Origin of the sequence: Stappia sp. TSB10GB4, from assembly GCF_900185745.1 — a bacterium.
Classification (GTDB): domain Bacteria; phylum Pseudomonadota; class Alphaproteobacteria; order Rhizobiales; family Stappiaceae; genus Stappia.
In genome coordinates this window covers 213,095-238,176 of the sequence record NZ_FYAV01000049.1, presented here as the reverse complement: position 1 = coordinate 238,176, position 25,082 = coordinate 213,095, and the positions used below count along the sequence as shown (strand labels likewise).

General features: G+C 67.8%; 26 protein-coding genes. 11 read left to right on the top strand and 15 right to left on the bottom strand.

Annotation, left to right across the window (positions count from 1 at the left end):
- Positions 1–4 precede the first annotated feature (4 nt).
- Both TSB10GB4_RS12535 and TSB10GB4_RS12530 read left to right on the top strand, forming a co-directional pair.
- A complete protein-coding gene (locus tag TSB10GB4_RS12535) occupies positions 5–1,066 on the top strand; it encodes an esterase-like activity of phytase family protein (RefSeq protein WP_186396025.1) in 1,062 nt (353 codons plus the stop codon).
- 334 nt (positions 1,067–1,400) lie between these two features.
- A complete protein-coding gene (locus TSB10GB4_RS12530; protein WP_186396024.1) occupies positions 1,401–2,435 on the top strand; it encodes an aspartate-semialdehyde dehydrogenase in 1,035 nt (344 codons plus the stop codon).
- A 74-nt stretch (positions 2,436–2,509) separates the two neighbouring features.
- Here the strand turns inward: TSB10GB4_RS12530 and TSB10GB4_RS12525 are convergent, their stop codons facing one another.
- Positions 2,510–2,878 (bottom strand): cytochrome c, encoded by a 369-nt coding sequence (locus TSB10GB4_RS12525; RefSeq protein WP_186396023.1) that lies wholly within the window; start codon positions 2,876–2,878, stop codon positions 2,510–2,512.
- 124 nt (positions 2,879–3,002) lie between these two features.
- On the opposite strand from TSB10GB4_RS12525, the gene ggt reads away from it, so the two are divergent.
- Entirely contained in the window at positions 3,003–4,766 is a 1,764-nt protein-coding gene (gene ggt / locus TSB10GB4_RS12520) for a gamma-glutamyltransferase (protein WP_186396022.1), read from the top strand.
- A gap of 9 nt (positions 4,767–4,775) precedes the next feature.
- Here ggt and TSB10GB4_RS12515 read toward each other — a convergent pair whose 3' ends face one another.
- Both TSB10GB4_RS12515 and TSB10GB4_RS12510 read right to left on the bottom strand, forming a co-directional pair.
- Entirely contained in the window at positions 4,776–6,008 is a 1,233-nt protein-coding gene (locus TSB10GB4_RS12515) for an MFS transporter (protein ID WP_186396021.1), read from the bottom strand.
- Positions 6,005–6,601 (bottom strand): GNAT family N-acetyltransferase, encoded by a 597-nt coding sequence (locus tag TSB10GB4_RS12510; RefSeq protein ID WP_186396020.1) that lies wholly within the window; start codon positions 6,599–6,601, stop codon positions 6,005–6,007. Before TSB10GB4_RS12510 ends, TSB10GB4_RS12515 begins: the two co-directional genes overlap by 4 nt.
- A gap of 186 nt (positions 6,602–6,787) precedes the next feature.
- Between TSB10GB4_RS12510 and TSB10GB4_RS12505 the strand changes: the two genes are divergently transcribed.
- Positions 6,788–7,276 carry a hypothetical protein gene (locus tag TSB10GB4_RS12505; RefSeq protein ID WP_186396019.1) on the top strand — a complete coding sequence of 163 codons (489 nt, stop codon included), beginning with the start codon at positions 6,788–6,790 and terminating at the stop codon, positions 7,274–7,276.
- A gap of 20 nt (positions 7,277–7,296) precedes the next feature.
- Here the strand turns inward: TSB10GB4_RS12505 and TSB10GB4_RS12500 are convergent, their stop codons facing one another.
- Complete coding sequence (locus TSB10GB4_RS12500) at positions 7,297–7,716, bottom strand: hypothetical protein (RefSeq protein WP_186387727.1); 420 nt, start codon at positions 7,714–7,716, stop codon at positions 7,297–7,299.
- A 135-nt stretch (positions 7,717–7,851) separates the two neighbouring features.
- Here TSB10GB4_RS12500 and TSB10GB4_RS12495 point away from each other — a divergent pair, with 135 nt between their 5' ends.
- The 3 genes from TSB10GB4_RS12495 (at position 7,852) to TSB10GB4_RS12485 (ending at position 10,558) form a co-directional block, all read left to right on the top strand.
- Positions 7,852–8,559, top strand: coding sequence for an SDR family oxidoreductase (locus tag TSB10GB4_RS12495; RefSeq protein ID WP_186396018.1), 708 nt, complete (start codon positions 7,852–7,854; stop codon positions 8,557–8,559).
- 101 nt (positions 8,560–8,660) lie between these two features.
- Positions 8,661–9,542 (top strand): alpha-1,2-fucosyltransferase, encoded by an 882-nt coding sequence (locus tag TSB10GB4_RS12490; RefSeq protein WP_186396017.1) that lies wholly within the window; start codon positions 8,661–8,663, stop codon positions 9,540–9,542.
- Positions 9,543–9,607: 65 nt separating this feature from the next.
- Positions 9,608–10,558 carry a glycosyltransferase family 2 protein gene (locus TSB10GB4_RS12485; protein ID WP_186396016.1) on the top strand — a complete coding sequence of 317 codons (951 nt, stop codon included), beginning with the start codon at positions 9,608–9,610 and terminating at the stop codon, positions 10,556–10,558.
- A gap of 27 nt (positions 10,559–10,585) precedes the next feature.
- Here TSB10GB4_RS12485 and TSB10GB4_RS12480 read toward each other — a convergent pair whose 3' ends face one another.
- From TSB10GB4_RS12480 to TSB10GB4_RS12465, 4 genes are all read right to left on the bottom strand, one after another.
- Positions 10,586–10,981, bottom strand: coding sequence for a GFA family protein (locus TSB10GB4_RS12480; protein WP_186387731.1), 396 nt, complete (start codon positions 10,979–10,981; stop codon positions 10,586–10,588).
- A 31-nt stretch (positions 10,982–11,012) separates the two neighbouring features.
- Positions 11,013–12,506: a M48 family metalloprotease gene (locus TSB10GB4_RS12475; RefSeq protein WP_208984733.1), complete on the bottom strand. Its 1,494-nt coding sequence runs from the start codon at positions 12,504–12,506 to the stop codon at positions 11,013–11,015.
- A complete protein-coding gene (locus tag TSB10GB4_RS12470) occupies positions 12,503–13,342 on the bottom strand; it encodes a thermonuclease family protein (protein WP_186396015.1) in 840 nt (279 codons plus the stop codon). Before TSB10GB4_RS12470 ends, TSB10GB4_RS12475 begins: the two co-directional genes overlap by 4 nt.
- 157 nt (positions 13,343–13,499) lie before the next feature.
- The gene (locus TSB10GB4_RS12465) at positions 13,500–14,111 is read right to left on the bottom strand and encodes a 2-hydroxychromene-2-carboxylate isomerase (protein WP_186387733.1); all 612 of its coding nucleotides are present in this window, start codon (positions 14,109–14,111) and stop codon (positions 13,500–13,502) included.
- A gap of 129 nt (positions 14,112–14,240) precedes the next feature.
- On the opposite strand from TSB10GB4_RS12465, the gene TSB10GB4_RS12460 reads away from it, so the two are divergent.
- From TSB10GB4_RS12460 to TSB10GB4_RS12450, 3 genes are all read left to right on the top strand, one after another.
- A complete protein-coding gene (locus TSB10GB4_RS12460; RefSeq protein WP_186396014.1) occupies positions 14,241–15,095 on the top strand; it encodes a phosphatase PAP2 family protein in 855 nt (284 codons plus the stop codon).
- 273 nt (positions 15,096–15,368) lie between these two features.
- Positions 15,369–16,052 (top strand): YdcF family protein, encoded by a 684-nt coding sequence (locus TSB10GB4_RS12455; RefSeq protein WP_186396013.1) that lies wholly within the window; start codon positions 15,369–15,371, stop codon positions 16,050–16,052.
- Between the two features lie 104 nt (positions 16,053–16,156).
- The gene (locus TSB10GB4_RS12450) at positions 16,157–16,939 is read left to right on the top strand and encodes a 1-acyl-sn-glycerol-3-phosphate acyltransferase (protein WP_186396012.1); all 783 of its coding nucleotides are present in this window, start codon (positions 16,157–16,159) and stop codon (positions 16,937–16,939) included.
- A gap of 64 nt (positions 16,940–17,003) precedes the next feature.
- Here the strand turns inward: TSB10GB4_RS12450 and TSB10GB4_RS12445 are convergent, their stop codons facing one another.
- From TSB10GB4_RS12445 to TSB10GB4_RS12435, 3 genes are all read right to left on the bottom strand, one after another.
- The gene (locus tag TSB10GB4_RS12445) at positions 17,004–17,459 is read right to left on the bottom strand and encodes a translation initiation factor IF-3 (protein ID WP_186396011.1); all 456 of its coding nucleotides are present in this window, start codon (positions 17,457–17,459) and stop codon (positions 17,004–17,006) included.
- A gap of 3 nt (positions 17,460–17,462) precedes the next feature.
- Entirely contained in the window at positions 17,463–18,656 is a 1,194-nt protein-coding gene (gene rlmN / locus TSB10GB4_RS12440; RefSeq protein ID WP_244293068.1) for a 23S rRNA (adenine(2503)-C(2))-methyltransferase RlmN, read from the bottom strand.
- A 369-nt stretch (positions 18,657–19,025) separates the two neighbouring features.
- Entirely contained in the window at positions 19,026–19,535 is a 510-nt protein-coding gene (locus TSB10GB4_RS12435; RefSeq protein ID WP_186396010.1) for an invasion associated locus B family protein, read from the bottom strand.
- Between the two features lie 449 nt (positions 19,536–19,984).
- On the opposite strand from TSB10GB4_RS12435, the gene TSB10GB4_RS12430 reads away from it, so the two are divergent.
- Positions 19,985–20,551 (top strand): sigma-70 family RNA polymerase sigma factor, encoded by a 567-nt coding sequence (locus TSB10GB4_RS12430; protein ID WP_305849846.1) that lies wholly within the window; start codon positions 19,985–19,987, stop codon positions 20,549–20,551.
- 142 nt (positions 20,552–20,693) lie between these two features.
- Here the strand turns inward: TSB10GB4_RS12430 and TSB10GB4_RS12425 are convergent, their stop codons facing one another.
- From TSB10GB4_RS12425 to mnmG, 4 genes are read right to left on the bottom strand one after another with little or no spacing between them, the layout of a single operon-like run.
- Positions 20,694–21,590 (bottom strand): ParB/RepB/Spo0J family partition protein, encoded by an 897-nt coding sequence (locus tag TSB10GB4_RS12425; protein ID WP_186396009.1) that lies wholly within the window; start codon positions 21,588–21,590, stop codon positions 20,694–20,696.
- A gap of 53 nt (positions 21,591–21,643) precedes the next feature.
- Entirely contained in the window at positions 21,644–22,471 is an 828-nt protein-coding gene (locus tag TSB10GB4_RS12420; RefSeq protein WP_186387742.1) for a ParA family protein, read from the bottom strand.
- Entirely contained in the window at positions 22,468–23,151 is a 684-nt protein-coding gene (gene rsmG, locus TSB10GB4_RS12415; protein ID WP_186396008.1) for a 16S rRNA (guanine(527)-N(7))-methyltransferase RsmG, read from the bottom strand. The genes TSB10GB4_RS12420 and rsmG overlap by 4 nt, the downstream gene beginning before the upstream one ends.
- The gene (gene mnmG / locus TSB10GB4_RS12410) at positions 23,148–25,067 is read right to left on the bottom strand and encodes a tRNA uridine-5-carboxymethylaminomethyl(34) synthesis enzyme MnmG (RefSeq protein WP_186396007.1); all 1,920 of its coding nucleotides are present in this window, start codon (positions 25,065–25,067) and stop codon (positions 23,148–23,150) included. Before mnmG ends, rsmG begins: the two co-directional genes overlap by 4 nt.
- Between the last annotated feature and the right edge of the window lie 15 nt (positions 25,068–25,082).

Sequence of the window (25,082 nt, the reverse complement as noted above, 5' to 3'; positions counted from 1 at the left end):
GACGATGGCCACCGCGCTGCCCGCCCGCCCGCGCCCGTCGCGCCTTGCCGCGGCCTTCGCCGCCGCCCTCTGCGCTTGCGCGTGGACGCTGGCGCCAGGCCCGGCGGCGGCCATCATCGACGTTCCCCTCCAGGACGTGGTGATCCGCGCCCAGCCGATCGACGCTTTCCGGGTCGGCCGCGCCGACGAGCCGCGCTTCGGCGAGCTCACCTTCATCGGCGGACTGGAACTGTTCTCGGGCAACCGCCACATGGGCGGCCTCTCCGGCCTGGTCCTGAGCCCGGACGGCCGCGACATGATCGCGGTTTCGGACAATGGCCTGTGGCTGGTCGCCACGATCGACAGCGATCCGGACGGGCGGCCGCTGGCCCTGCGCGACGCACGCCTCAGCGCCATCATCGGGCCGGACGGGCGGCCGCTCATCGACAGCGGCCGCGGCGATGCCGAGGCCCTGACCCTGCGCCGCAATCCGGACGGCAGCGGCGAACTCTACATGGCGACCGAACGCTATCACGCCATCTACGCCTATCCCTATCCGCTCGGCGACCTGCGGACCCCGGGCCGGGCGCTGGACCTGCCGCCGGCCCTGCAGACCCTGCGCCACAACAAGGGCATGGAGGCGGTCGCCTATGCCAATGACGGCCCGCTCGCCGGCACGCTGGTGGTAATCTCCGAACGCGGCCAGACATTCAACGCGAACCTGCCCGGCTTCCTGCTCGGCGGTCCGACGCCCGGCACCTTCACCGTGTTGCGCCAGGACTCCTACGACGCCACCGACGCGGTCTTTCTTGACACCGGCGACCTGCTGCTGCTGGAGCGGCGCTTCACCCTGCGCCACGGCATTGGCATGCGCGTGCGCCTGCTCCCGGCAAGCGAGCTGAAGCCCGGCGCCCTGGTGGTTGGCCGCGTGCTGCTGGAGGCCGGGTTTTCTGATCAGATCGACAACATGGAAGGCATCGCCGTTCATCGCAACGCCGCCGGCGAGACGATCCTGACCATCATTTCCGACGACAACCGCTCGATCCTGCAGCGCACTCTGCTGCTGCGCTTCCGCATGGACGGCTGATCCTTCGAACGCCGATGCCGCACGGCCATGTTGACAATGGTCGCGCATGACGGCATCTAGTCGCCGTCGAGGTTCGGACAGTTCCCGTCCGGATCCGCGAGGGATCCCATGCCGAAGCCGCGCGCCCTTTCCAACGCCCCGTTCGCCGCGACGAAAGCCGCGAATGGTGTCGCGTGCGCCGGCACGACCACGACGACGACCCGCAAAACGACCGCCTGACGGCCCTCTCGACCCGCGCTCCCCCGGGTCCGATGGGGGACCGAACGGACCTGAGGCTCCCGCATGGATGGCGGCTTCGGGTTGGCGGGGAGCGGCAAGAGAGGACTGAATACCAATGGCTTACAAGATCGCAGTGGTCGGCGCGACCGGCAATGTCGGCCGCGAAATGCTCGATATTCTGGACGAACGCGGCTTCCCGGCCCGCGAGGTCGTGCCTGTCGCCTCTCGTCGGTCGCAGGGCGTCCAGGTCTCCTTCGGCGACCGGACGCTGACCTGCCAGGCCATCGACCATTTCGACTTCTCCGATGTCGACATCTGCCTGATGTCGGCGGGCGGCGCCGTCTCCAAGGAGTGGTCCCCGAGGATCGCCGCCAAGGGCTGCGTCGTCATCGACAACTCCTCGGCCTGGCGCTACGACGCCGATGTGCCGCTGATCGTTCCGGAAGTGAATGCCGACGCCATCACCGGCTTCACCCGCAAGAACATCATCGCCAATCCGAACTGCTCGACCGCCCAGCTCGTCGTCGCGCTGAAGCCGCTGCATGATGCGGCGACCATCCGCCGCGTCGTCGTCTCCACCTACCAGTCGGTCTCCGGCGCCGGCAAGGACGGCATGGACGAGCTGTTCAACCAGACCCGCTCGGTCTTCGTGAACGATCCGATCACCCCGGGAAAGTTCACCAAGCGCATCGCCTTCAACGTCATCCCGCATATCGATGTCTTCATGGAGGACGGCTACACCAAGGAAGAGTGGAAGGTGCTGGCCGAGACCAAGAAGATGCTCGACCCGAAGATCAAGGTCACCTGCACCGCCGTGCGCGTGCCGGTGTTCATCGGCCATTCGGAGAGCGTCAACATCGAGTTCGAGCGTCCGATCACCGCCGAGGAGGCGCGCGACATCCTGCGCGAGGCGCCGGGCGTGCTGGTCGTCGACAAGCATGAGGACGGCGGCTACGTCACGCCTTACGAGAGCGCCGGCGAGGACACGACCTATGTCAGCCGCATCCGCGAGGACGCCACCATCGAGAACGGCCTCAACATGTGGGTGGTCGCCGACAACCTGCGCAAGGGCGCGGCGCTGAACGCGGTGCAGATCGCGGAAGTGCTCGTCAATCGCGGTCTGATCACCCCGAAGAAGGCCGCCGCCTGACGCGGCCCTAAGCGGGCGAGGCATCGCTCTGACGCGGCCGGAAACGGCCGCGTCCCCTTACCGGGGCACGGCCGTCACGGCCGGCGCAGGCTCGCGATATAGGCGCCGATATCGGCGATCTCCCGCCGGGTCAGCGACATGTCCGGCATTTTCGGATGCGGCGCAGCCAGAAAGGCCGCGAGCTGGTCCGGATCGAAGTCCGGATCGCGCGCGACTTCCGTGAAAGGTGCGATGTCGCTGCCCGGCCCCGCCTGGCCCTCCTCCACCAGATGGCACGCCGCGCACCATGTGCGGGAGAGTTCGAGCCCCGCCGCGGCATCCGCCGCCCAGCTCACTCCGGGCTGCGCTGCCGCGCACAAGCCTGCCGCACCGGCACCCGCAATCCCGGCAAGGGCCATCGCCCGTAGCCCGCCGCGACGCGTCCGCGACCTGTCTCTCGCCATCCTGCCCACCTCCGCTGCCTTCACTCTGCCCCAACGGAACTGCCAACCGGGGAACTGTCAAGGGTAGCTCTCCGCCGCTTTTGGCGACAGACTGGTGTTTCCCTTACTGTATCCGGAGGCTGACATGCGCGCAGTAACCAGACGCACCGGCAGGTTCGCCGGCCTCGCGCTTGCCGCCGTCGCGGCGATCGGCCTGGCCGCCGGTCCGGTCTTCGCCCAGGACGCGGCCCCGGCCCCGATCCTGTCCGGCTCCGACCGTTTCCACCCCGTGCTTGCCCGCAGCGGCATGGTCGCCAGCCAGGAGGCGACCGCAACGCTCGTTGGCCGCGACATTCTCGCCGCCGGCGGCAACGCGGTCGACGCCGCCGTCGCGGTCGGCTTCGCCCTTGCCGTCACCTTGCCGCGCGCCGGCAACATCGGCGGCGGCGGCTTCATGCTGGTGCATATGGCCGAAAGCGGCGAGACGCAGGCGCTGGACTATCGCGAGCTCGCCCCGGCCGCCGCGCAGCGTGACATGTTCCTGGACGCCGACGGCAATGCCGACAGCGAGAAGTCCCGCTATTCCGGACTTGCCATCGGCGTGCCCGGCACCGTTGCCGGCCTGCATGCCGCCCATGCCCGTTACGGCAGCGGCCACTTCGCCGTCGCCGAACTCCTCGCTCCCGCGATCCGGCTGGCCCGCGACGGCTTTCCCGTCTCCGACGACCTTGCCGGCTCGCTGAGGCAGGTCCACTCGCGCCTGTCGAAGGACCCCGCCGCGCTCGCGACCTTCTACAAACCCGACGGCGGCTTCTATGAGCCGGGCGAGACCCTGCGCCAGCCACAGCTTGCGGCCACGTTGCAGATGATTGCCGACGAGGGGCCGGACGGCTTCTACAAGGGCGCCGTCGCCGAGGCCATCGCCGCGCGGGTCCGCGAGGCCGGTGGATCGATGACGGCGGAGGACCTTGCCGCCTACGAGGCGAAATGGCGCGAGCCGGTCTCCGGCACCTATCGCGGCTATAAGGTGGTCTCCATGCCACCGCCCTCCTCCGGCGGGGTTCATCTCATCGAGATCCTCAACATGCTGGAGCCGTTCGACCTTGCCGCCTCCGGCGCCGGGTCGGCGGCGACGCTGCATGTGATGGCCGAGGCGATGAAGCGCGCCTATGCGGATCGCTCGGAATTTCTCGGCGATCCCGATTTCGTCGATATTCCCGTGAAGGGCCTGACCTCGAAGGCCTACGCGGCCTCGCGCATGGCCGACTTCGACCCTGAGCGAGCCATGCCCGCCGACCGCCTCGCCCCCGGCATGCCAGCACCGTACGAGAGCGGGGAGACCACGCACTATTCGGTGGTGGACGGTCAGGGCAACGCGGTGTCCAACACCTACACGCTGAATTTCTCCTACGGCGTCGGCATGATGGCCGGCGACACCGGCATCCTGCTCAACAACGAACTCGACGACTTCTCCGCCAAGCCCGGCGTGCCGAATGCCTATGGCCTGATCGGCGGCGATGCCAATGCCGTCGCTCCGCGCAAGCGACCGCTCTCCTCGATGAGCCCGACGCTGGTGTTTCGCGACGGCCGACCGGTGCTGGCCACCGGTTCGCCCGGCGGCAGCCGCATCATCACCACGGTGCTGCAGATCGTCCTCAACGTCATCGATCACGGCATGAACATCGCCGAGGCGACCGCCGCCCCGCGCATGCACCACCAGTGGCTGCCCGACGAGATCCGCATCGAGGAAGGGTTCTCGCCCGACACGCTGGCGATCCTGCGGGGCCTCGGCCACACGGTGGAGGAGCGCGCCACCATGGGGTCGACCCAGTCGGTGATGGCGGTGGAGAACGGTCTGGCCGGGGCTTCCGACACGCGGGTGCAGGGCGCGCTGGCCGCTGGCCACTGAGCAGACCGTTCAGGCCGGGCGCCGCCGCATCAACGTCGCGACCAGCAGCAGCACATAGACGCCGCCGAGCAGCATCGGCAAGCCGGAAAGACCGACGAAATCGATGGCAAGACCGGAAATCGCCGGTCCGGTGAAGCCACCAACGCCCCACATCACGGCGAAGCCGGCATTGCCGGCGATCAGCATCGCGCCGGTGAAGCGGCGGCCGAGCTCCATCAGCGCGATCGTGTAGACGCCATAGGCCGAGGAGCCCCAGACGAAGAGCATCGCCCACAGCGGCCACGTCGTGTCGATCAGCGCCGGCAGCAGCATCGCGCCGGCAATGGTCAGCAGACACAGCACCACCATGACGAGGCGCGGCCCCCAGCGGTCGGCGAGCGTGCCGATCGGCACCTGGAAGACGATGTTACCGACGATCAGCACCGCCAGCGCCGTCGCCACAGAGGTCTCGTCAAGGCCATGGCCGAGACCGTAGACCGGAAACAGCGTCAGGATCGCCTGGTCGAAGGCGGCAGCAATGCCCGTCACCACCAGCAGGAAGGGGATCAGTGGCGCGACCATGCGGATCGACCCGCTCTCGCCGGCGGCAAAGCGCGGCAGCCGGTGGCGGATCGAGGCGATCAGCACCGCGCAGATCAGACAGACGGCAATACAGACGACGAAGGGTGCAAGGGTCTGTGTGCCGGTCACCGCCAGCGTCGTCGGACCCAGCGCGAAACCACCGGCCAGCGACGTCGCATAGAGGCCGAGCATGCGGCCCCGGATACGGTCGGGCGCCAACTGGTTCACCCAGGTCTCGCTGGAGATGTAGAGCCCGTTGATGCCAACGCCGAGCAGGAAGCGGGCGGGAAACCACAGCCACAGCGACTGCACCGCGCCGATCAGCGCGAACAGCACCGCCAGCAGCAGCGCAGAGGCGATCGCCAGCCGCGCCGCGCCGAAGCGGATCGCCAGTTGTGGCACCAAGGGGGCGGAGACGATGAGGCCTAGCGCCATCATCGCGGCATTGCTGCCGATCAGCCAGGCCGGGGTTCCCTGCCGCTCCAGGATGAACGAGAGCAACGGATAGGTCAGGCCCTGCGCCAGCCCAAAGACCGCGACGAGCAGCAGCACCACCGCCATCGCCGCCCGGTCCAGCGCTTGCGGCACGCGCTCGGCCGCCTCCGGCGCCAGTTGGCCGGGCGCTCTCGCGATTGCCGCTTGCGGCTGTCCGCAGGTCGCCTCCTCATCCGCCGCGCTCATACGGATCCCGTATCCCTATCGAGATGGCACCGCATGACCGTCACGGTGGCGAAGCCAAAGACCGGGCGCAGCAGATCGAGCCGGCGCCGCCCCTCGACGACGAAGCCGCGGCGAAGATAGAGCGCCTTCGCCCGAGGATTGGTGTCGACGACGTCGAGCCGCACCGCGCGCTTGCCCGCGCGCCGGGCAATGGCGACGATCTCCGCCAGCAACGCACTGCCAACCCCCATGCCACGCACCTCCTCGGCCACTGCGATCCCGCCCATAGGCAGTACATCCTCCTGCTCCTCCTTGTCGAGCAGGGCGAGACCCGTCATCCGGATCGCCGTACCGAGCAGGCTGAAACGCCTGCGGAAATGCCGCCACTTCGGCTCGAACAGCCCGTGGCCGTCGAGACGATAGCCGGCAATGCCGACGACCCGGCCATCGACCAGCGCGATCACACCCCGATCACGCTGCAGATGCGGTGCCAGAAACTCCGCCGCCGCGTCGACGCTGCCGAAAAACGGCCGCAGCTTCTGGATCAGGCCGGCCGCATAGATCCGCGTTGCCGCCATCTCGTCGCCTGGGCGCACATGCGAAAGCACGTTCATCGCCAGTCCTCCGCTTCGTCCGACTGCCGGTCAGAGGTCTATTGCAACCTTCGATGCGTATCCGCCCTGCCCGGCCTTGCAACAAAAATCGCCCTCGCCCGCCGAAATCCCGTCCGTCGACAGGACCCGGACACGGAATCAGGCTATTGCGAAGGATCGACGGTCTTGCGGAAAGTGGAAAGGGACATGCCCGACATCGCCCCGCTTCTCGAGTTTCTCGGCTCGTCGCAGCTTGCCCGCACCATGGCGGGATCGGCGAAGCTGCGCGAAGCCGCCGCCGCTGTACACCTCTTCGGCGCGCTGGTGCTGGTCGGCGCCCTGTTGCCGCTCAACCTGCGGCTGATCGGGTTTTGGCGCAATGCGCCGCTGGCCGATCTTGCCCGCGTCCTCGGCCAGACCGCCCTCGTCGGCCTTCTGCTTGCGCTGGCGAGCGGAATCGCGCTGATGTCGACACGCCCGTTCGCGGTCGCTGCCGATCCTGCGTTCCAGGTCAAGGCCGGGCTGCTGGCCGCGCTGGCCGTCAACGCGCTGCTGCTGCGTCTGGTTCCGGCCTGGCGGCTGCTCGATCAGGTTGATTCGCGCGGCACCATCTCCCGCTTCCGCCTTGCCGGCCTGCTGTCGCTGCTGCTTTGGGGTGCGATTCTCGCCCTGATGCGCTGGCCCGACCTGATCTGACCGCGCCGATGCTGCCGCTGCTACTGGGCGCGGCGATAGATGCCGGTATTGATCACCGGCCCCTGGCCGGGCACCACCACACTCTGCTCCACCTCCAGGCTCTGCCCGTCATCGGAAAGCCGTCTCCGGGCCGTCATCAAGGTGAGATCGCCGCGTTTCGCTTCCGAGGTGAGCGTGTACTCGTCCTCGAAATAGAGCAGCAGCCTGTCGGCGAGCCCGCTTTCCGACAGGCGCGCGCCTGGCGCACCGGGCACACCGGTGATCTCGCCGCCGATCTCCTCACCGCTCGCCGAAAGGATCGACATGCGGATGCTCACCAGGCCGAACTCCTCCTCGATTCGGCAGGTAGCGGCTTGCGGCAACTCGCTCTGATCGAATTCGCTCTCGTCGAGATCAAGGATCCAGGTTCCGAGGAAAGGGGCTATCCGCTCGCTGCTCATCGCTGCAATCCGTCTTGAAGGCCTCCTGCGCCGACCGTTGGGGCCAACGCCTGCTTGCGCGACCTTGTAGCCGCGTTTACCAAGCCTGTCATCGTCTCGCCCGCGCGCGCAGCGCCGCCAGCCGGAGTCCTGCCCATGACCTCCCCTGCCACCTCCACACTCGTCGTCACCGGCGCCAATCGCGGCATCGGACTGGAGCTCGTGCGCCGTTTCCTCGCCGACGGGGCCTGGCGTATCCATGCCGCCTGCCGTGCGCCCGAAAGCGCCATGGCACTGGCCGACCTCGCGGCCGGCCATCCGGATCGCCTGACCGTCCACCCGCTCGATGTGACCGATGCCGGATCCGTCGCCGCCTTTGCCGAGGCGCTTGGCGAGGCGCCCGTCGACCTGCTGATCAACAATGCTGGCGTGCTCAATCCGCACCAGGCGCTCGACGATCTCGACTTCGCCACCCGGGAGCGCGAGCTGCAGGTCAACACGCTGGCGCCGATGCGCATGGCAGTGGCGTTGCGGTCGCAGCTTCGGCGGGCGGCGAATCCGCGCATCGTCACGATCTCCAGCCAGATGGGATCGCTCGCCCGTCCGCGAGGCGGCAGCTACGCCTATCGCAGTTCCAAGGCGGCGGTGAACAAGGCGATGCAGGGACTGGCCATCGATCTTGAAGCGGATGGCATCTGCGTCGTCGTGATGCATCCGGGCTGGGTGCGCACCAGCATGGGCGGCGGCAGCGCCGAGATCGACCCGCAGGAGAGTGCCGCCGGCATCTTTTCCGTCGCCACCCGCCTGTCGATGGCGGACACCGGCAGTTTCCTGCAATGGAACGGCGAGATACATCCCTGGTAGGAGCCCGCTTGTTCGACGTCCCGATGCCGACTAACAAGAGCGATGCAGCAGCAGTGGGGCGAGAGATGGCGGCCGGGAGCACGAAACGGACGGAGACGGAAATGGCGCAAGACCGCGCCCCGGTCTGCGTCCGGATCTGGGGCGGGCTCGGCAACCAGATGTTTCAATATGCCGCCGGCCATGCGCTCGCCAAGCGCCTCGGCGTCGAGCTGCTCGTCGATCCGCTGGAGCTGGACTTGGCCCATGCCGCCTTCGGCCTCGACGTTTTCGGCCTCACGCCACGGATCTGGCAGCCCGACACGACCTCGCTGAAGGCGCGCGTGCTGGGCGCACTGGGGCGCAGCAGCGGCAAGAAGCGGCAGAAGCTGTGGGCCGGTCCGCGCTATGTCCAGAAGGACTTCTGCCACGGCGACGGCTTTTCCGGCCTCGGCCCCGGCACCTATCTGTCCGGATATTTCCAGTCGGAGCAGTTCTTCGCCGACTGCCGGGATGACATCCGCGCGCTGTTCTCGCTCGACCACGTCGCCGCGACCCTGGACCCTGCCCGCCTTGCGCTCGCCGACCTGCCCACCAGCGTGTGCCTGCATGTGCGGCGCGGCGACTACGCCGCCAACGCAAAGACCACGGCCACCCATGGCCTGCTCGGCACCGAGCACTACAGCCGCGCGGCCGGGCTGATGGCGCGCCTGGTGCCGGAGGCGACGTGGCTGGTCTTTTCCGACGACATTTCGGCTGCCGACGATCTGACGCGCGACCTGCCCCGCCGCATCTTGATCGAGGGCCAGAGCCGCGAGCAGGATCTTCACCTGATGAGCCGCTGCGCCCATCATGTCATCGCCAATTCGAGCTTCAGTTGGTGGGGCGCGTGGCTCAGTCGCAACCCGGACCGCAACGTCATCGCGCCGCGAAAGTGGTTCGCCCGCGACGAGCTGCGCCGGGTCTATGTCGACGAACTCTTTCCCGCCGGCTGGATTCTGCTCTGAGAAACAGGTACTCCCCTGACGGGAACAGGCCCTTCTCGGGCCGGGATACGGGGACCTGCGCGCTGATGAAACTCTGCGTTGCCATCTGCACGAGAGAACGGCCGAAGATGCTGCGGGCCTGCCTTGCCTCCGTCTGCGCACAGGCCGTGCCGGACTGGGTCCGAGCCGAAATCGTCGTGGTCGAGAACCATGACCGCGAGACGTCGCGCTCTGTTGCGGAAGAGGTCGCGGCCGAGACCGGCTGGACCATCCACTATGTGCTGGAGCCCGAGCTCGGCATCCCCTTCGCGCGCGACCGCTGCGGCACCTTTGCCGAAGACGCCGGATTCGACCGGGTGCTCTATATCGACGACGACGAGATCGCCCATGCCGGCTGGCTGGAGACGATGGTCGAGGCGACCCGCGCCCTCCCTGCCGAAGTCCATTATGGCCGTGTCCTCTACACCTGGCCACCCGAAACGCCCTCATGGATGGTGCCCACGCAGGTCAACAAGCGCCCCTCCGGCACGGTGCTGACCAAGGCGGAAGGCCATAACACGCTGGTCGACACCAAGGTGTTCCGCTCGCGCGAGGCCGGCGGCCTCGGCCTGCATTTCGACGGGTCCATGCGCTTTACCGGCGGCAGCGATACGGATTTCTTCACCCGCGTCCACGATGCCGGCGGGCGCATCGTCTGGATCCCCGACGCCTTGGCGGAGGAACTCGTCCCGGTCAACCGCACCACCCTGCGCTGGCAGCTCAGCCGTACCTTCCGCGTCGCCGGCAACATCTCGCGCCTGCACGAAAAGCGCGCCGGCAAGAAGAAAGCCGCCCTGCGCAGCCTGTTGAAGGGCGTAGGCCGTATCGTCGGCGGCACGTTCCTGTTCGTGCCGGCCGCCGCAAGCTTTGCCGTCTCGCCGGAGGGCGGGCGCCGCCGCGCCTTCAAGGCCGCCAAGCAGATCGCCTCCGGCCTCGGCTCCCTCGCCTATCTCGCCGGCCACCAGCAGCAGCCCTACGCCAAGGTCGACGGCGGTTAGCGGCAGGGAGATGACGCGCTTGGCTGTCTAATCCCCGGTGCGGCTGTCGTCTGGACGGTCGTGCTCGTAGCGGTGTTTCAGCGGAAACGCCGGGAGCCACGCCTCGCGGCGGACGGTCCACAATTCATAGGTCGGCGTGAACTGGTCGGGCGCATCGAGCGCGCCGAGATTGATCATCACCTCGTCGCCGCTGCGCCCGAAGACCGGAGATCCGCAGCGCGGGCAGAAGAACCGGCCCTGATAGTCGCCGGTCTCGCCCTCGGTGGTCACCGCATCGGCCGGAAAGATCGCCGAGGCATGAAACAGCGCGCCATGGCTCTTGCGGCAGTCGAGGCAATGGCACAGGCCGACGCGATAGGGGCGCCCCCTTGCCACGAACCGCACATTGCCGCACAGGCATCCGCCTGCATGTTGCTGCTGCATCTGCGTCTCCCGTTGCCCGGTTCGCCTCCGCCTAGTCGACCACCAGCTTCAGCGGCGTGCCGGCCGGAATGACTTCGCCCGGCGGCGTCTGGTTGAGGATCGAGAACAGCTCCAGCCGGCGCGCCGGCTCGATACCGCTCATGCCGACCGCCAGCCGCTCGGGCGTATCGCCGGCATCGGCCCGGATCACCTTGATGCGCAGCGGCCGCAGCCGCGCGATCTCCGTCGGCGTGAGCTGCCGGAAGCTCCTGATCGTCGCCTCGTAGTCGCGGGTAAACGTCTCGCCGCCGGCTCGCGAGGCGAAGATGAAGCGGTAGCCGGTACGCCCGATGCGGACCACCGCGATGCGGAAGGACCAGCCCTCGGTCACCGCCGAAGCCGTGACCGCCGGCAGCCCGTTCACCGTTTCCTCGCGCACGCTGTCGCGGATCAGACCGTTGATCCAGCCGCTGGTCATATAGGCGGTGAGCGAGGGGAAATCGGTCAGATCCGCGCCGTCGAAGCGCAGCGCCGTGCCGTTCGGATTGCTGGCGAGCACCGCTTCCGGGGAGTTTTCAAGCACATAGCCCGGCGGCGCGGTGAAGCTGATGCCCAGCGCCTTGTGCAGGAACGAGCGTCCGCGGATATAGCCCTCCAGCGGATCGTCGCCGTAGAGCATGCCGTCGATCTTGGTGAGATAGGCATCGCGGTCGCGCTCGCCGAGACCGGGAGCCCCGACCTGCCGCGCCGCGCGCACCGCCGTCTGCACCCGCTCCGGCGTCGTCGGATGCGAGGACAGGAAGTCGGGCGCGCCCTTGCCCGCCCCTTGCGCGGACTGGAAGGCGGCGAACTGGCCCATGGCGGTGAGGAATCGCGCGGCGGCGAAGGGATCGTAGCGCGCCTTGGCCAGCGTGCGGACACCGACGGCATCGGCCTCCAGTTCCTGGATCTGCGAGAAGCGGGCGAAGGACAGTTGCGAGGAGACGATGGCCGCGCGCTGCTGGTCGGGGTCGCGCACCACATTGCCGAGCACCCGCCCGGCCAGTTCGGTCGCCTCGGCTCGCTGCTGACGCTTGATCGCGTGATTGGCCGTGACATGGGCCATCTCATGCGCCAGCACCGCCGCCACCTCGGACGTATCGGTCGCCAGCGCCAGCAGGCCGCGCGTCACATAGAGATAGCCGCCCGGCAGCGCGAAGGCATTGACCGCCGGCGAATTCAGGATGGTGATGCGATAGCTCTGCGACGGGTCGTCGGATGCCTCGACCAGCCGGCCGACCACCTGCGCCACGGCGCGCTCCGCCCCGCGATCCTCATAAACGCCGCCATAAGTCGCCACCACGCGCGGGTGTTCCCGCGCGCCCAGATCCGAGGCAACTCCCGGCCGCAGGCTGCCCGGCGCCGGCGTACCGATCTCGATCGGGGTGGTGCCGGAAAACTGGCACGCGGACAGGAGCAGCGCCGAGGCCAGCGCCGCCGCGAGCCGCAGGGGGCGCGGCCGCCGGGATCGGTCCGGACGCGTTGCTGTTCTGAAGAGCCTCTTCACCGCTGATCGCCATTCCTGTCGAGCCGCTCGATCTGCGCGGGATGCTCCAGATCGATGGACGGGCCACCCGACTGCCGCATCATCCCGCGCAAGCGAATAGCTGCCCCGCCAAGAGACGCAAGGTCAAGCCCGGCGGCGGCGAAGACAGCCTTGCGCTCCGCGCGGATCGTCGCGGTGAAATCGCGGCTCCAGCGGCCGCCGAAATTCAGGTAGATCATCGAACGGGTCTCCCCGACCGACGCCACGCGGCCGGACACCAACGTATAGCGGCCGTTGCGCTCGGCCAACAGCACGTCCGGGTCATGCGCCGACCACACCCTTTCGTGCCGCCAGAGACCGACCTTGCGACGGCGTGCCGTCTGTTCCTCGCGCAGCAGGTATTCGAGACAGTCGCGCCCGGCAAGCCTGGGACCGACGATCGCCTGTCCGGCGCGCACCAGTTCGCGGGCGAGCCACCGCTCGCCGGGATCGAGCACCAGATGGCCGGAGCGGCGCTCCCACCGATCCGTCCCCTCGCCAAGCGCCACGAAGCGCAACCGCGCGCCGGCCTGACCGGTGGCTGGAGCCTCATCCGTCACCATGACAAGCTCGGCCTGACGCAGCAGTTCACCACTGGCGCTGCGCCACACATGCGGCTCGCCGGGTTCGGCGCGCGCGTCCAGGATCTCGTCGCCCGCCGTGTTCCGGCAGGCGTCCGGAAGACCGTCCCGCCCCTCGGCGAAGGCAGGTCCCGCGGCAAACGCTCCGGCAAGGGTTCCAGCCAGCCCCAAGGCACAGGCAAGTCCAAGGGCAAAGGCAAGCCGGTCCGCGCCGCGCGGCGCGGATCCTGCCGCCATTGCATTGTCACTGCGTATCGCCATCGCTGCGGGACACGTCCTTCCGATCCTCGTTCCCGTTCCCGGGATGCTGTCATCTTGCCGAAAATGGTGGCGGGAAGATGTCGCGGCCATGGCCGCGGGCAACCGGGGCACCGCCGGGTGCACGAGGTGGGGCTCAGCCGGCCGCATGGGTGTCCAGCGCATGGTCCAACGCCTGTTCCAGCCGATCGTTGCCCCAGAACAGCTCGCCATCCGCACAGGTGACGCTCGGCGCGCCGAAAATGCCGAGCCTCTTCGCCTCCTCGACGCTGCCGCGCAGCCGTGCCTTGACGTCGTCGCTGGCGGCACGCGCGAGGATCGCATCCGCCTCCGCCCCGGCATGGGCGGCCAGAGTGGCGAGCACCGTCTCATTGTCGATCCGCCAGCCTTCGCCGAATTGCGCCAGATAGACCGCCCGCGAGAACCGCGCCACCTGCTCCGGTGCCAGCGCCGTGGCAATGCGTGCGGCCTTGAGGCCGTTCTGCGGAAACGGCTCGGGCCGGCGGAACGGGAGTCCCGCGGCAGAGCAGATCCGCTCCAAGTCGCGCCACATATAGGCCCCCTTCGCCGGCAGCAGGTTGAAGGGAGAGGTGGTCCAGCCGACCTGCGCGAAGATCGGACCGAGCAGGAACGGTCGCCAGCGCAGCTCGACGCCGCGCCGTTCCGCCAGATCCTCGATCCGCATGGCGGCCGGATAGCTGTAGGTGGAGGCGAACTCGTACCAGAACTGGACGATCGGACGCGACATGACGGCTTCCTTTCCTCGCGGCGGCTGCGACCGGCAGCCGCATCGGCACGGCGCCGCCCTTGGACAGGAGGAGCCAGATCGCTATAACCCCTCAACCGGACCCGCAAGACAACCGCTAATGCAGGCGCGATGACCGACACCCCCCCCTCCACGGCCTCGCGCGGCTTCCGCTTCCCGGCGCGCCTTGCCGCCGGCGAAACGGGCGCCCTCGCCCTTGTCGTCTGCACCTGTCTCCTCATCGTCACCGGCCTTTTCCTTGCCTTCCCCGGCCTCGATATCGCCGCCTCCCGGCTCTTCCACCATCCCGACGCCGGCTTCATCCTGGCGCAGGACCCGTTCCTGCAGCGCCTGCGCGAGCTCGGCCCCTTCCTCGTCAAGCTGATCGCCGGCCTCTGTCTTGCCGTCCTCCTGTGGCCCTTCGTCGCCGGCCCGTTGCCCGAACGCCTGCCGCTGCGGGCGCCCGTCTTCCTGCTGTCGACCCTGGCGCTCGGCCCCGGCCTGCTGGTCAACGCCCTCCTCAAGGACAACTGGGGTCGGCCGCGCCCCAATGCGGTGGACCTGTTCGGCGGGGACGCGCCCTATGTGAGCGTCTGGCGGATCAGCGACCATTGCGGCAGCAACTGCTCCTTCGTCTCCGGCGAGGCCTCCTCCAGCCTCTGGCTCATCACCCTTGCCATTCTCGCTCCCCCGGCCTGGCGCCGCACTGTCCTCGCCGTGATCCTGCCGCTGGTCCTTGTGCTGTCCGCCAACCGCGTCGCTTTCGGCGGCCACTTCCTGTCCGACACGCTGATTTCCTGGTGCCTGACCCTTCTGGTCATCCTCGGCGTTCGCCATCTGCTCTGGCGGCTGCCGGGCGCCCAAGCCCGCGCCCGGCGCTGGCGCGGCGGCTATGACCGGCTCTCGGCCGCCGTCCGCCGCCGGGCCGCCGGCCTGCGCCGCCGCCTTGCCGCCTCGCTGCGTGCTTTCGCCGCAATGATGCGCTGAAGCTGCCCGGGAAAGACCGATACCGTGCCTGCCCATTGCCGTGCCGCGTTTGCAACATCTTGCTGCCGCGAAGATCTGCCATGCGGGGTGAACCAGCGCAGCGGCCACCGGCCACCTTTGCCCCGTCCGACCGTACCGCGCGGGGGTGGAAAAACCGGCCGGCTTGCGCCTTAGTTAGCCGAGAGACGCATGCAGGCGATTCGCCCTCTTGCATCCGCCGACCGGGCGGATATCAGACCGCGTGAAAGGAAGGCCGAGGGGCAGGCTCAGCCGATGAGTTCGCAGGACGACCAGCAGACCACGGCCGGTGGGACGGCCGGGGCGACGCCGCCGGCAGACGGGCGAGCCCGCTCGCGCGGCCGACGGTTGCTGCGCATCCTGGCAAGCGGCCTTCTCGTTGCCGGCCTGGGCTTCTATGCGGGCTCCTTCCTGCGCTTCGCCGCCACCGTCGCCGGCTATGACAGCAACGACGCGGCCCGCGCCGACGCCATCGTCGTCCTTACCGGCGGCAGCGAGCGCGTCAAGCATGCACTGGCCCTGCTGCAGGCCGGCAATGCCGAGCGCCTGCTGATTTCCGGCGTCCATCCCGAAACCACGCCGCAGCAGATCGTCATCTCCACCGCCAGCGACCTGTCGCTGTTCTCCTGTTGCGTCGACCTCGACAGGAACGCCAACAACACCCTGGAAAACGCCTCCGAGACGGCGAAATGGGCTCGCGAGAACGGCTTTGCCCGTCTTCTCGTCGTTACCAGCGCCTATCACATGCCGCGCGCCCTGCTCGAGCTCCGCTCGACCATGAGCGACTTCGACCTCGTGCCCGTGCCGGTGCAGACAGCCGATCTCGCCCCCGAGCGCTGGCATGAAGAGCCGCGCACGGCGCTGCTGCTGGCGCGCGAGCACCTGAAATATCTGCTTGCCTGGCTGCGGATCGCGGTTATGGAAACGTCGGCGCCGTAACGGTGCCGTCCATGCGGCTTGCGTCGGAGGCAAGTCGCACGGGATCCTGGCGGGCGCCGCTTGCGGCGCGTCCGGTAGTTCCACACCGCAACCGGTTGAGATCGATGCTGCTTCTTCGCTCGCTGCTGTTTCAGGCGCTATTCTACATCAGCACCCTGGTCCTGATGATCGCCGGCCTGCCGGTCTTCCTGATGCCGCGGCGGCGCGGCTGGCCGCTGGTGCCATTCTGGGCCAGGGTCGAGCTGTTCCTGCTGAAATGGATCGTCGGCATGAAGGTCGAGTTCCGCGGGCTGGAGAACATTCCGCGGGGCGGCTGCATCGTCGCCGCCAAGCATCAGTCGGCCTGGGAGACCTTTGCGCTTCTGCCGCTCTTCTCCTCGCCAACCTATGTGCTGAAGCGGGAGCTGCGTTACATTCCGATCTTCGGCTGGTACACGGCGAAATTCCGCCAGATCCCGGTCGACCGGGGCAAGCGCGCCCTGGCGCTGGCCGCCATGACCCAGCGGGCCCGCGAGGCGGTGGCCGAAGGCCGGCAGATCCTGATCTTTCCGGAAGGCACCCGGCGAGGAGCCGGCGAGGAGCCGCGCTACAAGCACGGCGTCGCCCATCTCTATCGGTCGCTGGAGGCGCCGGTCCTGCCCGTGGCGCTGAATTCCGGCCTGTTCTGGCCGCGCCGCGGCTGGCGACTCTATCCCGGCACCGTGCTTGTCGAGTTCCTGCCGCCGATCGCACCCGGCCTCGACATCGAGACGTTCCACACACATATGGTCGAGACGATCGAAGACACCTCCGACCGGCTGATCGACGAGACGGCGAGGACGTCGCCCGCCCTGCCGACCCTGCGCCAGGTCCGCGCGCGCCGCGCGGCGCGCGGCCTGCCAGTTTGATTGAGAACGGCGTGATTAAAAACGGTGTGATTGAAGGCGATGTGATCAAAAACCGATTGCGGCGTCAGTCCTCGCGCACGTCCCGCGCCGAGATCCGCCAGCATCCCGATTGGCGCCCGGCGACCACCCAATAGACGAAGCCCGCCAGGAAGCCCGTCGCCGCAGCAACGATCGTGCCGGGCCGGACATCCGCCTGCAAGTGGGCCGGGCCCTCGCCGGACCACCACAGGACGGTCGCGATGGCGCCGCCAGCGGCAAGATGAAAGACCACTCCGCGCAGCCGCAACGCCTCCGCCAGCACCACGGCGGCCAGCGCCGGGGCGAAGGCCAGTCCACCGATGAGGCTGGCCCCGACCAGAGACCAGCCGAAGCTGAGGCCGATCACCACCGGATCGCCGGCGGGATCCTGCAGCCCGCGCAAGAGGCCGAACGCGACGAAGGCGGCGGCGGCCACGAAGGCCAGAACCAGCCCCACGACGATCCGGATGCACTGGGCAAGAAGCTTGCCGCCGTCGATCATCGCCTAGCTCGCAGCGGTTTCGGCAGCGGCCCGGTCGCGGGCGCGCATGCGCTCGGATTCCGACTTGAGCTGGCCGCAGGCGGCGAAGATGTCGCGGCCGCGCGGCGTGCGGATCGGCGAGGCATAGCCCGCCCGGTTGACCACCTCGGCAAAGGCCTCGATCTGCTCCCAGTCGGAGCATTCGTAGGGCGAGCCCGGCCAGGGATTGAACGGGATCAGGTTGATCTTCGCCGGAATGCCCTTGAGCAGGCGCACCAGTTCGCGCGCGTCGGCGAGACTGTCGTTGACGTCCTTCAGCATCACGTATTCGAAGGTGATGCGGCGGGCATTGTTCAGCCCCGGATAGGCCCGGCAGGCATCGAGCAGCTCGGCGATGTTCCACTTCTTGTTGATCGGCACCAGTTCGTCGCGCAAGTCGTCGCGCACCGCATGCAGCGAGATCGCCAGCATGCAGCCGATCTCGGCGCCCGTGCGCTCGATCATCGGCACCACGCCCGAGGTCGACAGGGTGATTCGCCGCTTCGACAGCGACAGCCCCTCCCCGTCCGAAGCGATCAGCAGCGCCTTCTTGACATTGTCGAAATTGTAGAGCGGCTCGCCCATGCCCATCATCACGATGTTGGTGACGAGCCGGCCCTCGCTCGGCACCGCCGCCCCGGCAGGCGTCTCGCCCTTGGGGAAGTCGCCGAGACGGTCGCGAGCGACCAGGATCTGCGCGAGGATCTCCTCCGCCGTCAGGTTGCGCACCAGCCGCTGGGTGCCGGTGTGGCAGAAGGTGCAGGTGAGCGTGCAGCCAACCTGCGAGGAGACGCAGAGCGTGCCGCGTCCCTCCTCGGGAATATAGACGGTCTCGATCTCGACCGGCCGCCCGGCCCCGCGCGGGGGAAAGCGGAACAGCCACTTGCGGGTGCCGTCACTGGAAATCTGCTCCGACACCATTTCGGGGCGGCGGATGCTGAAGGCCTCGGCAAGCTGTGCGCGCAGGTCCTTGGCGATATTGGTCATCTCGGCGAAGTCGGACGCGCCGCGCACATAGAGCCAGTGCCAGAGCTGGGCAACGCGCATGCGCAACTGCCGCTGTGGCACGCCGATGCCGGCCAGCGCCTCGGCCAGTTCCTCCCGGTCGAGACCGACCAGAACCGGCTTGTCCTCGCCCGCCGGCGCCGCAGGTCGCGCTTGCGGTGCCGGAGCGGCCATCAGGCTGCTGGTTGCGGAGTCGTGCTGCATCAGGCTCATGTCGTCGGTCCGTGAGACAGGGGCGCCGCGGCCTTGCGGGGCACAGTTCAAACCGCCGCCCGGCGCAAATTCCCAAAGGGCAAACCCCGAAAGAACGAATCCCGAAAGGGAAACGCCGAAAAGGCGGCGCCAATGCGGCCACCGCCCGAAAAGCCCGAACCGTCCCGCGCCTTGTCGGGGCGGGACGGTTCGGATCACGGCATCTTATACAGCAAGCCGGGCCGTTTGTGAGCCCCAAAGCACATGCGCCCCGCGCGAAGCCGCTCCGCTTCGCAGCGCAGGCTCGGCGGGAGCAGATCCCGGGGTGCGATCAGCGCGTGGCGGCGGGCCTTATTGGCAGGCCCGATCCGCCGCCGTGATCGCCGCCGTCACGCCGGACAGCGAAAAGTCGTAGGTGGTCTGCGTGCCGCGCGCTGAAACGCCGGTAACGACCATGCCACGACCGGCCTTCATCGCGGCGATGAGCTGACGCTCCTCGGTCGCATTGGCCATCCAGGCGCCGTCGTTCTTGGTGAACATCGTGAACTTCTGGCCATCCACGTCGACGGACACCGACGACTGCTCCTTGAAGGCATAGCCGACGATCACGCTGGGTTCGTTGTTGACGTTCTCGCCGGGTCGGTTCGACACGAAGAAGAACACGTCTCCGTGATTGCGATCGCTCGGCGAGAGCTTGGTCGGCTTGGACAAGGCATAACAAACCTTGCCCTTGGAACCACCATAGGAATAGGCGTCCCAGTTATTGTGCTGACTGACAAGGGTCGGCGTCTGGGCGTGCGCCGACACACCCGTGAGGACGAGTGCCAGAAGAGCCGGGAAGAGCGTTCTTGCTTGCATCATCTCCTAAACCGCTACTGCTAACCATCCGGAATGGATCGAATTTGCTGAGCAATCGTCACCTTGTCTTAAGGTTATCGCCCAGCAGGTTACGAAAGGGTTGATATTCTCGAAAAGCCGTCAGACGGCTTCGCAAACCCGCTACGATCGCTGGATGGCGCACGCTGCCGGTACAAATCGGGCAAGAGTGTGACACTTTTGCCAAGCTGTCTTTACCCCTTCCGGGGATTGACGAAACCGCCCGGCCCGGTCTGATGTTGCAGGAGCGCGTCGCAGCGGCACGCGCACGTCGACGGGACGCGCGACATGGGCTATTTGGACAGTTGCCGACGTCGCCTGCCGGGGGCCTCCCCGAACCGCCTCGCAGTTTCGAACGAAGAAGGACACATGGACCAGACCGACCCGACACACCGGATGCGCATCCCTTCGATGCGGACGGGAGCTGCGTGATCGTGGCCGTTGAGGACCGGTTCTCGCTTCTGATCCTGCAGGTGGCCCGAGATCGCGACCGAACTGCCTTCGCGTCGCTGTTCGACCATTTCGCCCCGCGCATCAAGTCCTATCTGATGCGGCTCGGCTCCGATGCCGCGACTGCCGAGGAGCTGACCCAGGAGGTGATGATCACCCTCTGGCGCAAGGCGGGACTTTTTGACGCAAGCCGGGCCACCGCCGCGACCTGGCTGTTTCGCATCGCCCGCAATCGGCGCATCGATTCCCTGCGACGCGACCGCTCCGCCCTCATCGATGCCGAAGACCCGACCCTGCGCCCCCCCGCGCCGGAAGACCAGGACGAGGAACTCGACGCCCGTCAGCGCGAGGATCGGGTCCGCGAGGCCATGCAGGCGCTGCCGCAGGAGCAGGCCGACCTGATCCGCCGCGCCTTCTTCTCCGGCCTGTCGCACAGCCAGATCGCCGAGGAAACCGGTCTGCCGCTCGGCACGGTGAAATCGCGCATCCGCCTTGCCTTCTCCCGTCTGCGGCGCATCCTGGAAGCCGACGAGGCGGTCGACACCGACTGACGCAAGACCTCCACCGGAGGTGGAACAATCTCCATTATGATTTGAAAATCAATGAGTTAAATGCAAGACCCGCTGACGTTCGGGGCGCCGCCAGGCTTCGCTTCGCAGGTCAGCGGGATCGGACCGCAGCCGAATCGATCGTTCAGCCCTGGACGCCGAGCAACCGGCAGATCTCGTCGAGCTGCTCCAGCGAAGCGTATTTGATCTTCAGCTCACCGGCGCCCTTGTCCGGCTTGTGGGCGATGGCGATCTTCAGCCCCAGCGTATCGGTCAGCCGCTTCTCCAGCGCCTTGGTATCCGCGTCCTTGTCCGGCCTTTCCGTCTTCGCAGCGCGCGAGCGGGTCAGTGCCTGCGGGTCCTGCGCCAGCTTTTCCGCCTCGCGAACATTCAGCCCCTTCTCGACGATCAATTCGGCCAGCGCCGCCGGATCTTCCGCGGTGATCAGCGCTCGCGCGTGACCGGCGGTCAGCAGGCCTTCCGCCAGATAGTCCTTGACCGAATTCGGCAGTTTCAGCAGGCGCAGCGTGTTGGCGACATGGCTGCGGCTCTTGCCGATCACCTTGGCCAGCTCGCTCTGGCTATAGGAGAAGTCCTGCACCAGTTGATCGTAGCCGAGCCCTTCCTCGATCGGGTTGAGGTCGGCGCGCTGCACGTTCTCGATGATGGCGAGTTCCAGCGCTTCCTGATCGGTGACCTCGCGCACCACCACCGGCACCATGTGCAGGCCCGCCCGCTGCGCCGCCCGCCAGCGGCGCTCGCCGGCGATGATCTCATAGGCGTTGTCGCGGCCGGCGACCGGACGCACCAGAAGCGGCTGCACGATGCCCTTTTCGCGCACCGAATTGGTCAGATCCTCCAGATCCTTTTCGGTGAAGGTCTTGCGCGGGTTGCGCGGATTGGCGGTCAGGAACTCGATCGGCACCCGCCGCGTGTCGCGGGGTGGCCGCGGATCCGCCGGCGGTTCCGTCCCCACCTCGCCGATCAGCGCGGCGAGCCCCCGGCCCAGCCGCTTTTTCTTTCCACCGTCGTCATCCGCCATCGTCACTGCCTGTTCTTGTTGTCGGCCGCGCGCACCGTTGCGCATCCGAATCGTTACGCCGCGACGCCGCGCAGCGTCCGCTCCCGCTGGATGATCTCCGAGGCCAGCCGCAGGTAGGCCTGGCTGCCCGAACACTTCAGATCGTAGAGCAGCGCCGGCTTGCCGTAGGACGGCGCCTCGGACACCCGCACATTGCGCGGAATGATCGTCTCGTAGACCGCATCGCCCATGGTCTCGCGCACGTCGGCGACCACCTGGGCCGAGAGATTGTTGCGGCTGTCATACATCGTCAGAACGATGCCGTGGATCGACAGTTCCGGGTTCAGCGCCGCCTTCACCTGCTCGACCGTGCTGAGCAACTGGCTGAGGCCCTCCAGCGCGAAGAACTCGCATTGCAGCGGTACCAGAATCGAGTGGCTGGCCGACAGGGCGTTGATCGTCAGCAGGTTCAGCGAGGGCGGGCAGTCGATCAGCACATAGGTGAAGTCCGCCGGCGCCGCCTGGCGCCCCTGCCCCGCCAGTTCATGGATCGCCTTGCGCAGCCGGTGCGCCCGATCCGGGCGACTGGCGATCTCCAGCTCGACGCCGAGCAGATCCATGGTGGACGGCGCCACCCACAGGCGCGGCACCGCCGTGTCCTGGATCGTTTCGGCCAGCGAACAATCGCCGATCAGTACGTCATAGGTCGAGATGTCGCGGCTGCGCCGGTCGATGCCGAGGCCTGTCGAGGCGTTGCCCTGCGGGTCGAGATCGACGACCAGCACCCGCTCACCGATCGCTGCGAGCGCGGTCCCGAGATTGATTGCGGTGGTCGTCTTGCCGACGCCGCCTTTCTGGTTGGCGAGCGCGAGGACGCGCGGAGACTGAGGAAGCATGCTCATCCGGTCTGGCCTTTCCCTGTCGCACCGCGCGGCCGGATCCCCGTGATCTTGAGGAGCCGGCTGTCGGGATCGATGAGGCTCTCCCTTTCTACCAGATCGAACTCCCAAGCGTGAGCGGCACGCGCGACCTCGTCGCGGAAATTTTTTCCTTTGTGGAAAATCGCAGGTGCGCCGTGATTCGAGAAGGGCTCCGTATAGGCCAGCAGCTCGGAAAGATCGGCCAGCGCCCGCGCCGACACCGCCTCGACCTCGCCGGCCAGGTCCCCCGACACGTCCTCGATACGCGCCGCATGAACCGTCGCCGGACAGCCCGTCTCGCGGATCACCGTGCGCAGGAAGGCAACCTTGCGGCTGTTGCTCTCGATCAGATGCACATGCGCACCGGGCAGGCGCTCCATCTGCACCATCGCCGTCACCAGTCCGGGAAAGCCGGCGCCGCTGCCGAGATCCGCCCAACGCGCCGCATCGGGCAGCATCGCCACCACCTGCAGACTGTCGGCCACATGCCGCCGCCAGGCCTCCGGCAGGGTCGACGGCGCCACCAGGTTCTGCGCCTTCTGCCAGTGCAGCAGCAAATTCACATAAGTGGTCAAGCGCTCCACTGTTTCACGTGAAACTTCGAAAATTCCGTGAAGCACCTCCGGGCCGTCCTCGACGGCAAGCCGCGCCGGCCGGCTCATGCCACGGCCTCCCGGCCGCCAGCGCGCGAGGTCGCTTTTTCCGCCTTGCGCACATGCGACAAGAGCAGCGTCAGCGCCGCCGGCGTCACTCCGTCGATGCGTGCCGCCTGGCCCAGCGTCTCGGGGCGCGCCGCCTCCAGCTTCTGCCGCGCCTCGTTGGACAGGCCCTTGACCCGCGCATAGTCGAGGCCAGCCGGCAGCAGCAGATCCTCGTCGCGGCGCAACGCATCGATGTCCGCCTCCTGCCGCTTCAGATAGACCGCGTAGAGCGCGTCGATCGCCACCTGCGCCGCGATCTTCGGGGCGAGCGCTCCGATCTCCTGCGGCCAGACGACGGCCAGCTTGTCGAGGTCGATATCGGGGTAGGACAGCAACTCGAAGGCGGAGCGCCGCACCCCGTCCTGGTTGATCGGCAGGCCGGCGCGTCGCCCCTCCTCCGGGGTCAGCACCAGGCCAGAGAGCACCTCGCGTGCCCGCGCCAGATCCCGGCACTTTGCCTCGAACCGCGAGGCACGCTCCGCCGAGACGCAGCCGATCTCCGTGCCCATCGGCGTCAGCCGCTGGTCGGCATTGTCCGCCCGCAACGACAGCCGGTACTCGGCCCGCGAGGTGAACATCCGATAGGGTTCGTTGACGCCGCAGGTCACCAGATCGTCGATCATCACCCCGAGATAGCCCTTCTCGCGGCCGAAGACGACGGGCGCCCGGCCGCCCGCCTTCAGCGCCGCGTTCAGCCCCGCGACCAGCCCCTGCGCGGCCGCTTCCTCGTAACCTGTCGTGCCGTTGATCTGGCCGGCCAGGAACAGGCCCCCGATCCGGCGCGTCTCGAGCGTACGACCCAACTCCCGCGGATCGATGTGGTCGTATTCGATGGCATAGCCCGGCCGCAGCACGGCGACATCCTCCAGCCCCGGAATGGTCCGCAGGAAGGCAAGCTGCGCATCTTCCGGCAGCGAGGTCGAGACGCCGTTCGGATAGACCGTCGAGTCGTCCAGCCCTTCCGGCTCCAGGAAAACCTGATGGCCGTCGCGATCGCCGAAGCGGACCACCTTATCCTCGATCGAAGGACAGTAGCGCGGCCCGCGGCCGACGATCTCGCCGGAATACATCGCCGAGCGATGCAGGTTGTCGCGAATGATCTCGTGGGTCCGCAGCGTCGTACGGGTGATGTGACAGGACACCTGCGGCGTGATGATGGCGCTCGTCAGCTCCGAAAATGGTTCCGGATCCGAATCGCCCTTCTGTTCCTCCAGCCGGCCCCAATGGATGGTGCGGCCGTCGAGCCGAGCCGGCGTGCCGGTCTTCAGCCGGCCGAGCTCGAACCCATGCGAGAGCAGCGAGGCCGACAGCAGGTTCGACGGCGCCTCGTCGGCCCGTCCGGCGGCGATCTTGCGCTCGCCGATATGAATGACCCCGCGCAGGAAGGTGCCGGTGGTCAGCACCACCGCGCCGGTGACCAGCCGCCGCCCGTCGGCCAGCACCACCCCGCCGACATATCCGGCCTCGACCGTCAGCTCCGCCGCCTCCCCCTCGACGACCTCCAGATTGGCGGTCTCGCGGATCGCCTCCTGCATCGCCTCGCGATAGAGCCTGCGGTCGGCCTGAGCCCTCGGCCCGCGCACCGCCGGGCCTTTGCGCCGGTTGAGCAGACGAAACTGGATGCCGGCCCGGTCGGCCACTCGGCCCATCAATCCGTCCAGCGCATCGACCTCGCGCACCAAATGTCCCTTGCCGAGGCCGCCGATGGCCGGGTTGCAGGACATCACGCCGATGGTGGAGAAGCTATGCGTGACCAGCGCAGTGCGGGCGCCCAGCCGTGCGCTGGCGCTCGCGGCCTCGCAGCCGGCATGGCCGCCGCCGATGACGATCACATCGAAGACAGGCTTGGCGACATTGCCGCCCTTTGTCCTGGTCATGTGCTTTCAGCCTCT

Excerpts from the sequence above, each read along its gene's own strand:
- TSB10GB4_RS12535 (WP_186396025.1), top strand. The coding sequence starts at position 5 with ATGGCCACCGCGCTGCCCGCCCGCCCGCGCCCGTCGCGCCTTGCCGCG.
- TSB10GB4_RS12530 (WP_186396024.1), top strand. The coding sequence starts at position 1,401 with ATGGCTTACAAGATCGCAGTGGTCGGCGCGACCGGCAATGTCGGCCGC.
- TSB10GB4_RS12525 (WP_186396023.1), bottom strand. The coding sequence starts at position 2,878 with ATGGCGAGAGACAGGTCGCGGACGCGTCGCGGCGGGCTACGGGCGATG.
- ggt (WP_186396022.1), top strand. The coding sequence starts at position 3,003 with ATGCGCGCAGTAACCAGACGCACCGGCAGGTTCGCCGGCCTCGCGCTT.
- TSB10GB4_RS12515 (WP_186396021.1), bottom strand. The coding sequence starts at position 6,008 with ATGAGCGCGGCGGATGAGGAGGCGACCTGCGGACAGCCGCAAGCGGCA.
- TSB10GB4_RS12510 (WP_186396020.1), bottom strand. The coding sequence starts at position 6,601 with ATGAACGTGCTTTCGCATGTGCGCCCAGGCGACGAGATGGCGGCAACG.
- TSB10GB4_RS12505 (WP_186396019.1), top strand. The coding sequence starts at position 6,788 with ATGCCCGACATCGCCCCGCTTCTCGAGTTTCTCGGCTCGTCGCAGCTT.
- TSB10GB4_RS12500 (WP_186387727.1), bottom strand. The coding sequence starts at position 7,716 with ATGAGCAGCGAGCGGATAGCCCCTTTCCTCGGAACCTGGATCCTTGAT.
- TSB10GB4_RS12495 (WP_186396018.1), top strand. The coding sequence starts at position 7,852 with ATGACCTCCCCTGCCACCTCCACACTCGTCGTCACCGGCGCCAATCGC.
- TSB10GB4_RS12490 (WP_186396017.1), top strand. The coding sequence starts at position 8,661 with ATGGCGCAAGACCGCGCCCCGGTCTGCGTCCGGATCTGGGGCGGGCTC.
- TSB10GB4_RS12485 (WP_186396016.1), top strand. The coding sequence starts at position 9,608 with ATGAAACTCTGCGTTGCCATCTGCACGAGAGAACGGCCGAAGATGCTG.
- TSB10GB4_RS12480 (WP_186387731.1), bottom strand. The coding sequence starts at position 10,981 with ATGCAGCAGCAACATGCAGGCGGATGCCTGTGCGGCAATGTGCGGTTC.
- TSB10GB4_RS12470 (WP_186396015.1), bottom strand. The coding sequence starts at position 13,342 with ATGGCGGCAGGATCCGCGCCGCGCGGCGCGGACCGGCTTGCCTTTGCC.
- TSB10GB4_RS12465 (WP_186387733.1), bottom strand. The coding sequence starts at position 14,111 with ATGTCGCGTCCGATCGTCCAGTTCTGGTACGAGTTCGCCTCCACCTAC.
- TSB10GB4_RS12460 (WP_186396014.1), top strand. The coding sequence starts at position 14,241 with ATGACCGACACCCCCCCCTCCACGGCCTCGCGCGGCTTCCGCTTCCCG.
- TSB10GB4_RS12455 (WP_186396013.1), top strand. The coding sequence starts at position 15,369 with ATGAGTTCGCAGGACGACCAGCAGACCACGGCCGGTGGGACGGCCGGG.
- TSB10GB4_RS12450 (WP_186396012.1), top strand. The coding sequence starts at position 16,157 with ATGCTGCTTCTTCGCTCGCTGCTGTTTCAGGCGCTATTCTACATCAGC.
- TSB10GB4_RS12445 (WP_186396011.1), bottom strand. The coding sequence starts at position 17,459 with ATGATCGACGGCGGCAAGCTTCTTGCCCAGTGCATCCGGATCGTCGTG.
- rlmN (WP_244293068.1), bottom strand. The coding sequence starts at position 18,656 with ATGGCCGCTCCGGCACCGCAAGCGCGACCTGCGGCGCCGGCGGGCGAG.
- TSB10GB4_RS12435 (WP_186396010.1), bottom strand. The coding sequence starts at position 19,535 with ATGATGCAAGCAAGAACGCTCTTCCCGGCTCTTCTGGCACTCGTCCTC.
- TSB10GB4_RS12425 (WP_186396009.1), bottom strand. The coding sequence starts at position 21,590 with ATGGCGGATGACGACGGTGGAAAGAAAAAGCGGCTGGGCCGGGGGCTC.
- TSB10GB4_RS12420 (WP_186387742.1), bottom strand. The coding sequence starts at position 22,471 with ATGAGCATGCTTCCTCAGTCTCCGCGCGTCCTCGCGCTCGCCAACCAG.
- rsmG (WP_186396008.1), bottom strand. The coding sequence starts at position 23,151 with ATGAGCCGGCCGGCGCGGCTTGCCGTCGAGGACGGCCCGGAGGTGCTT.
- mnmG (WP_186396007.1), bottom strand. The coding sequence starts at position 25,067 with ATGACCAGGACAAAGGGCGGCAATGTCGCCAAGCCTGTCTTCGATGTG.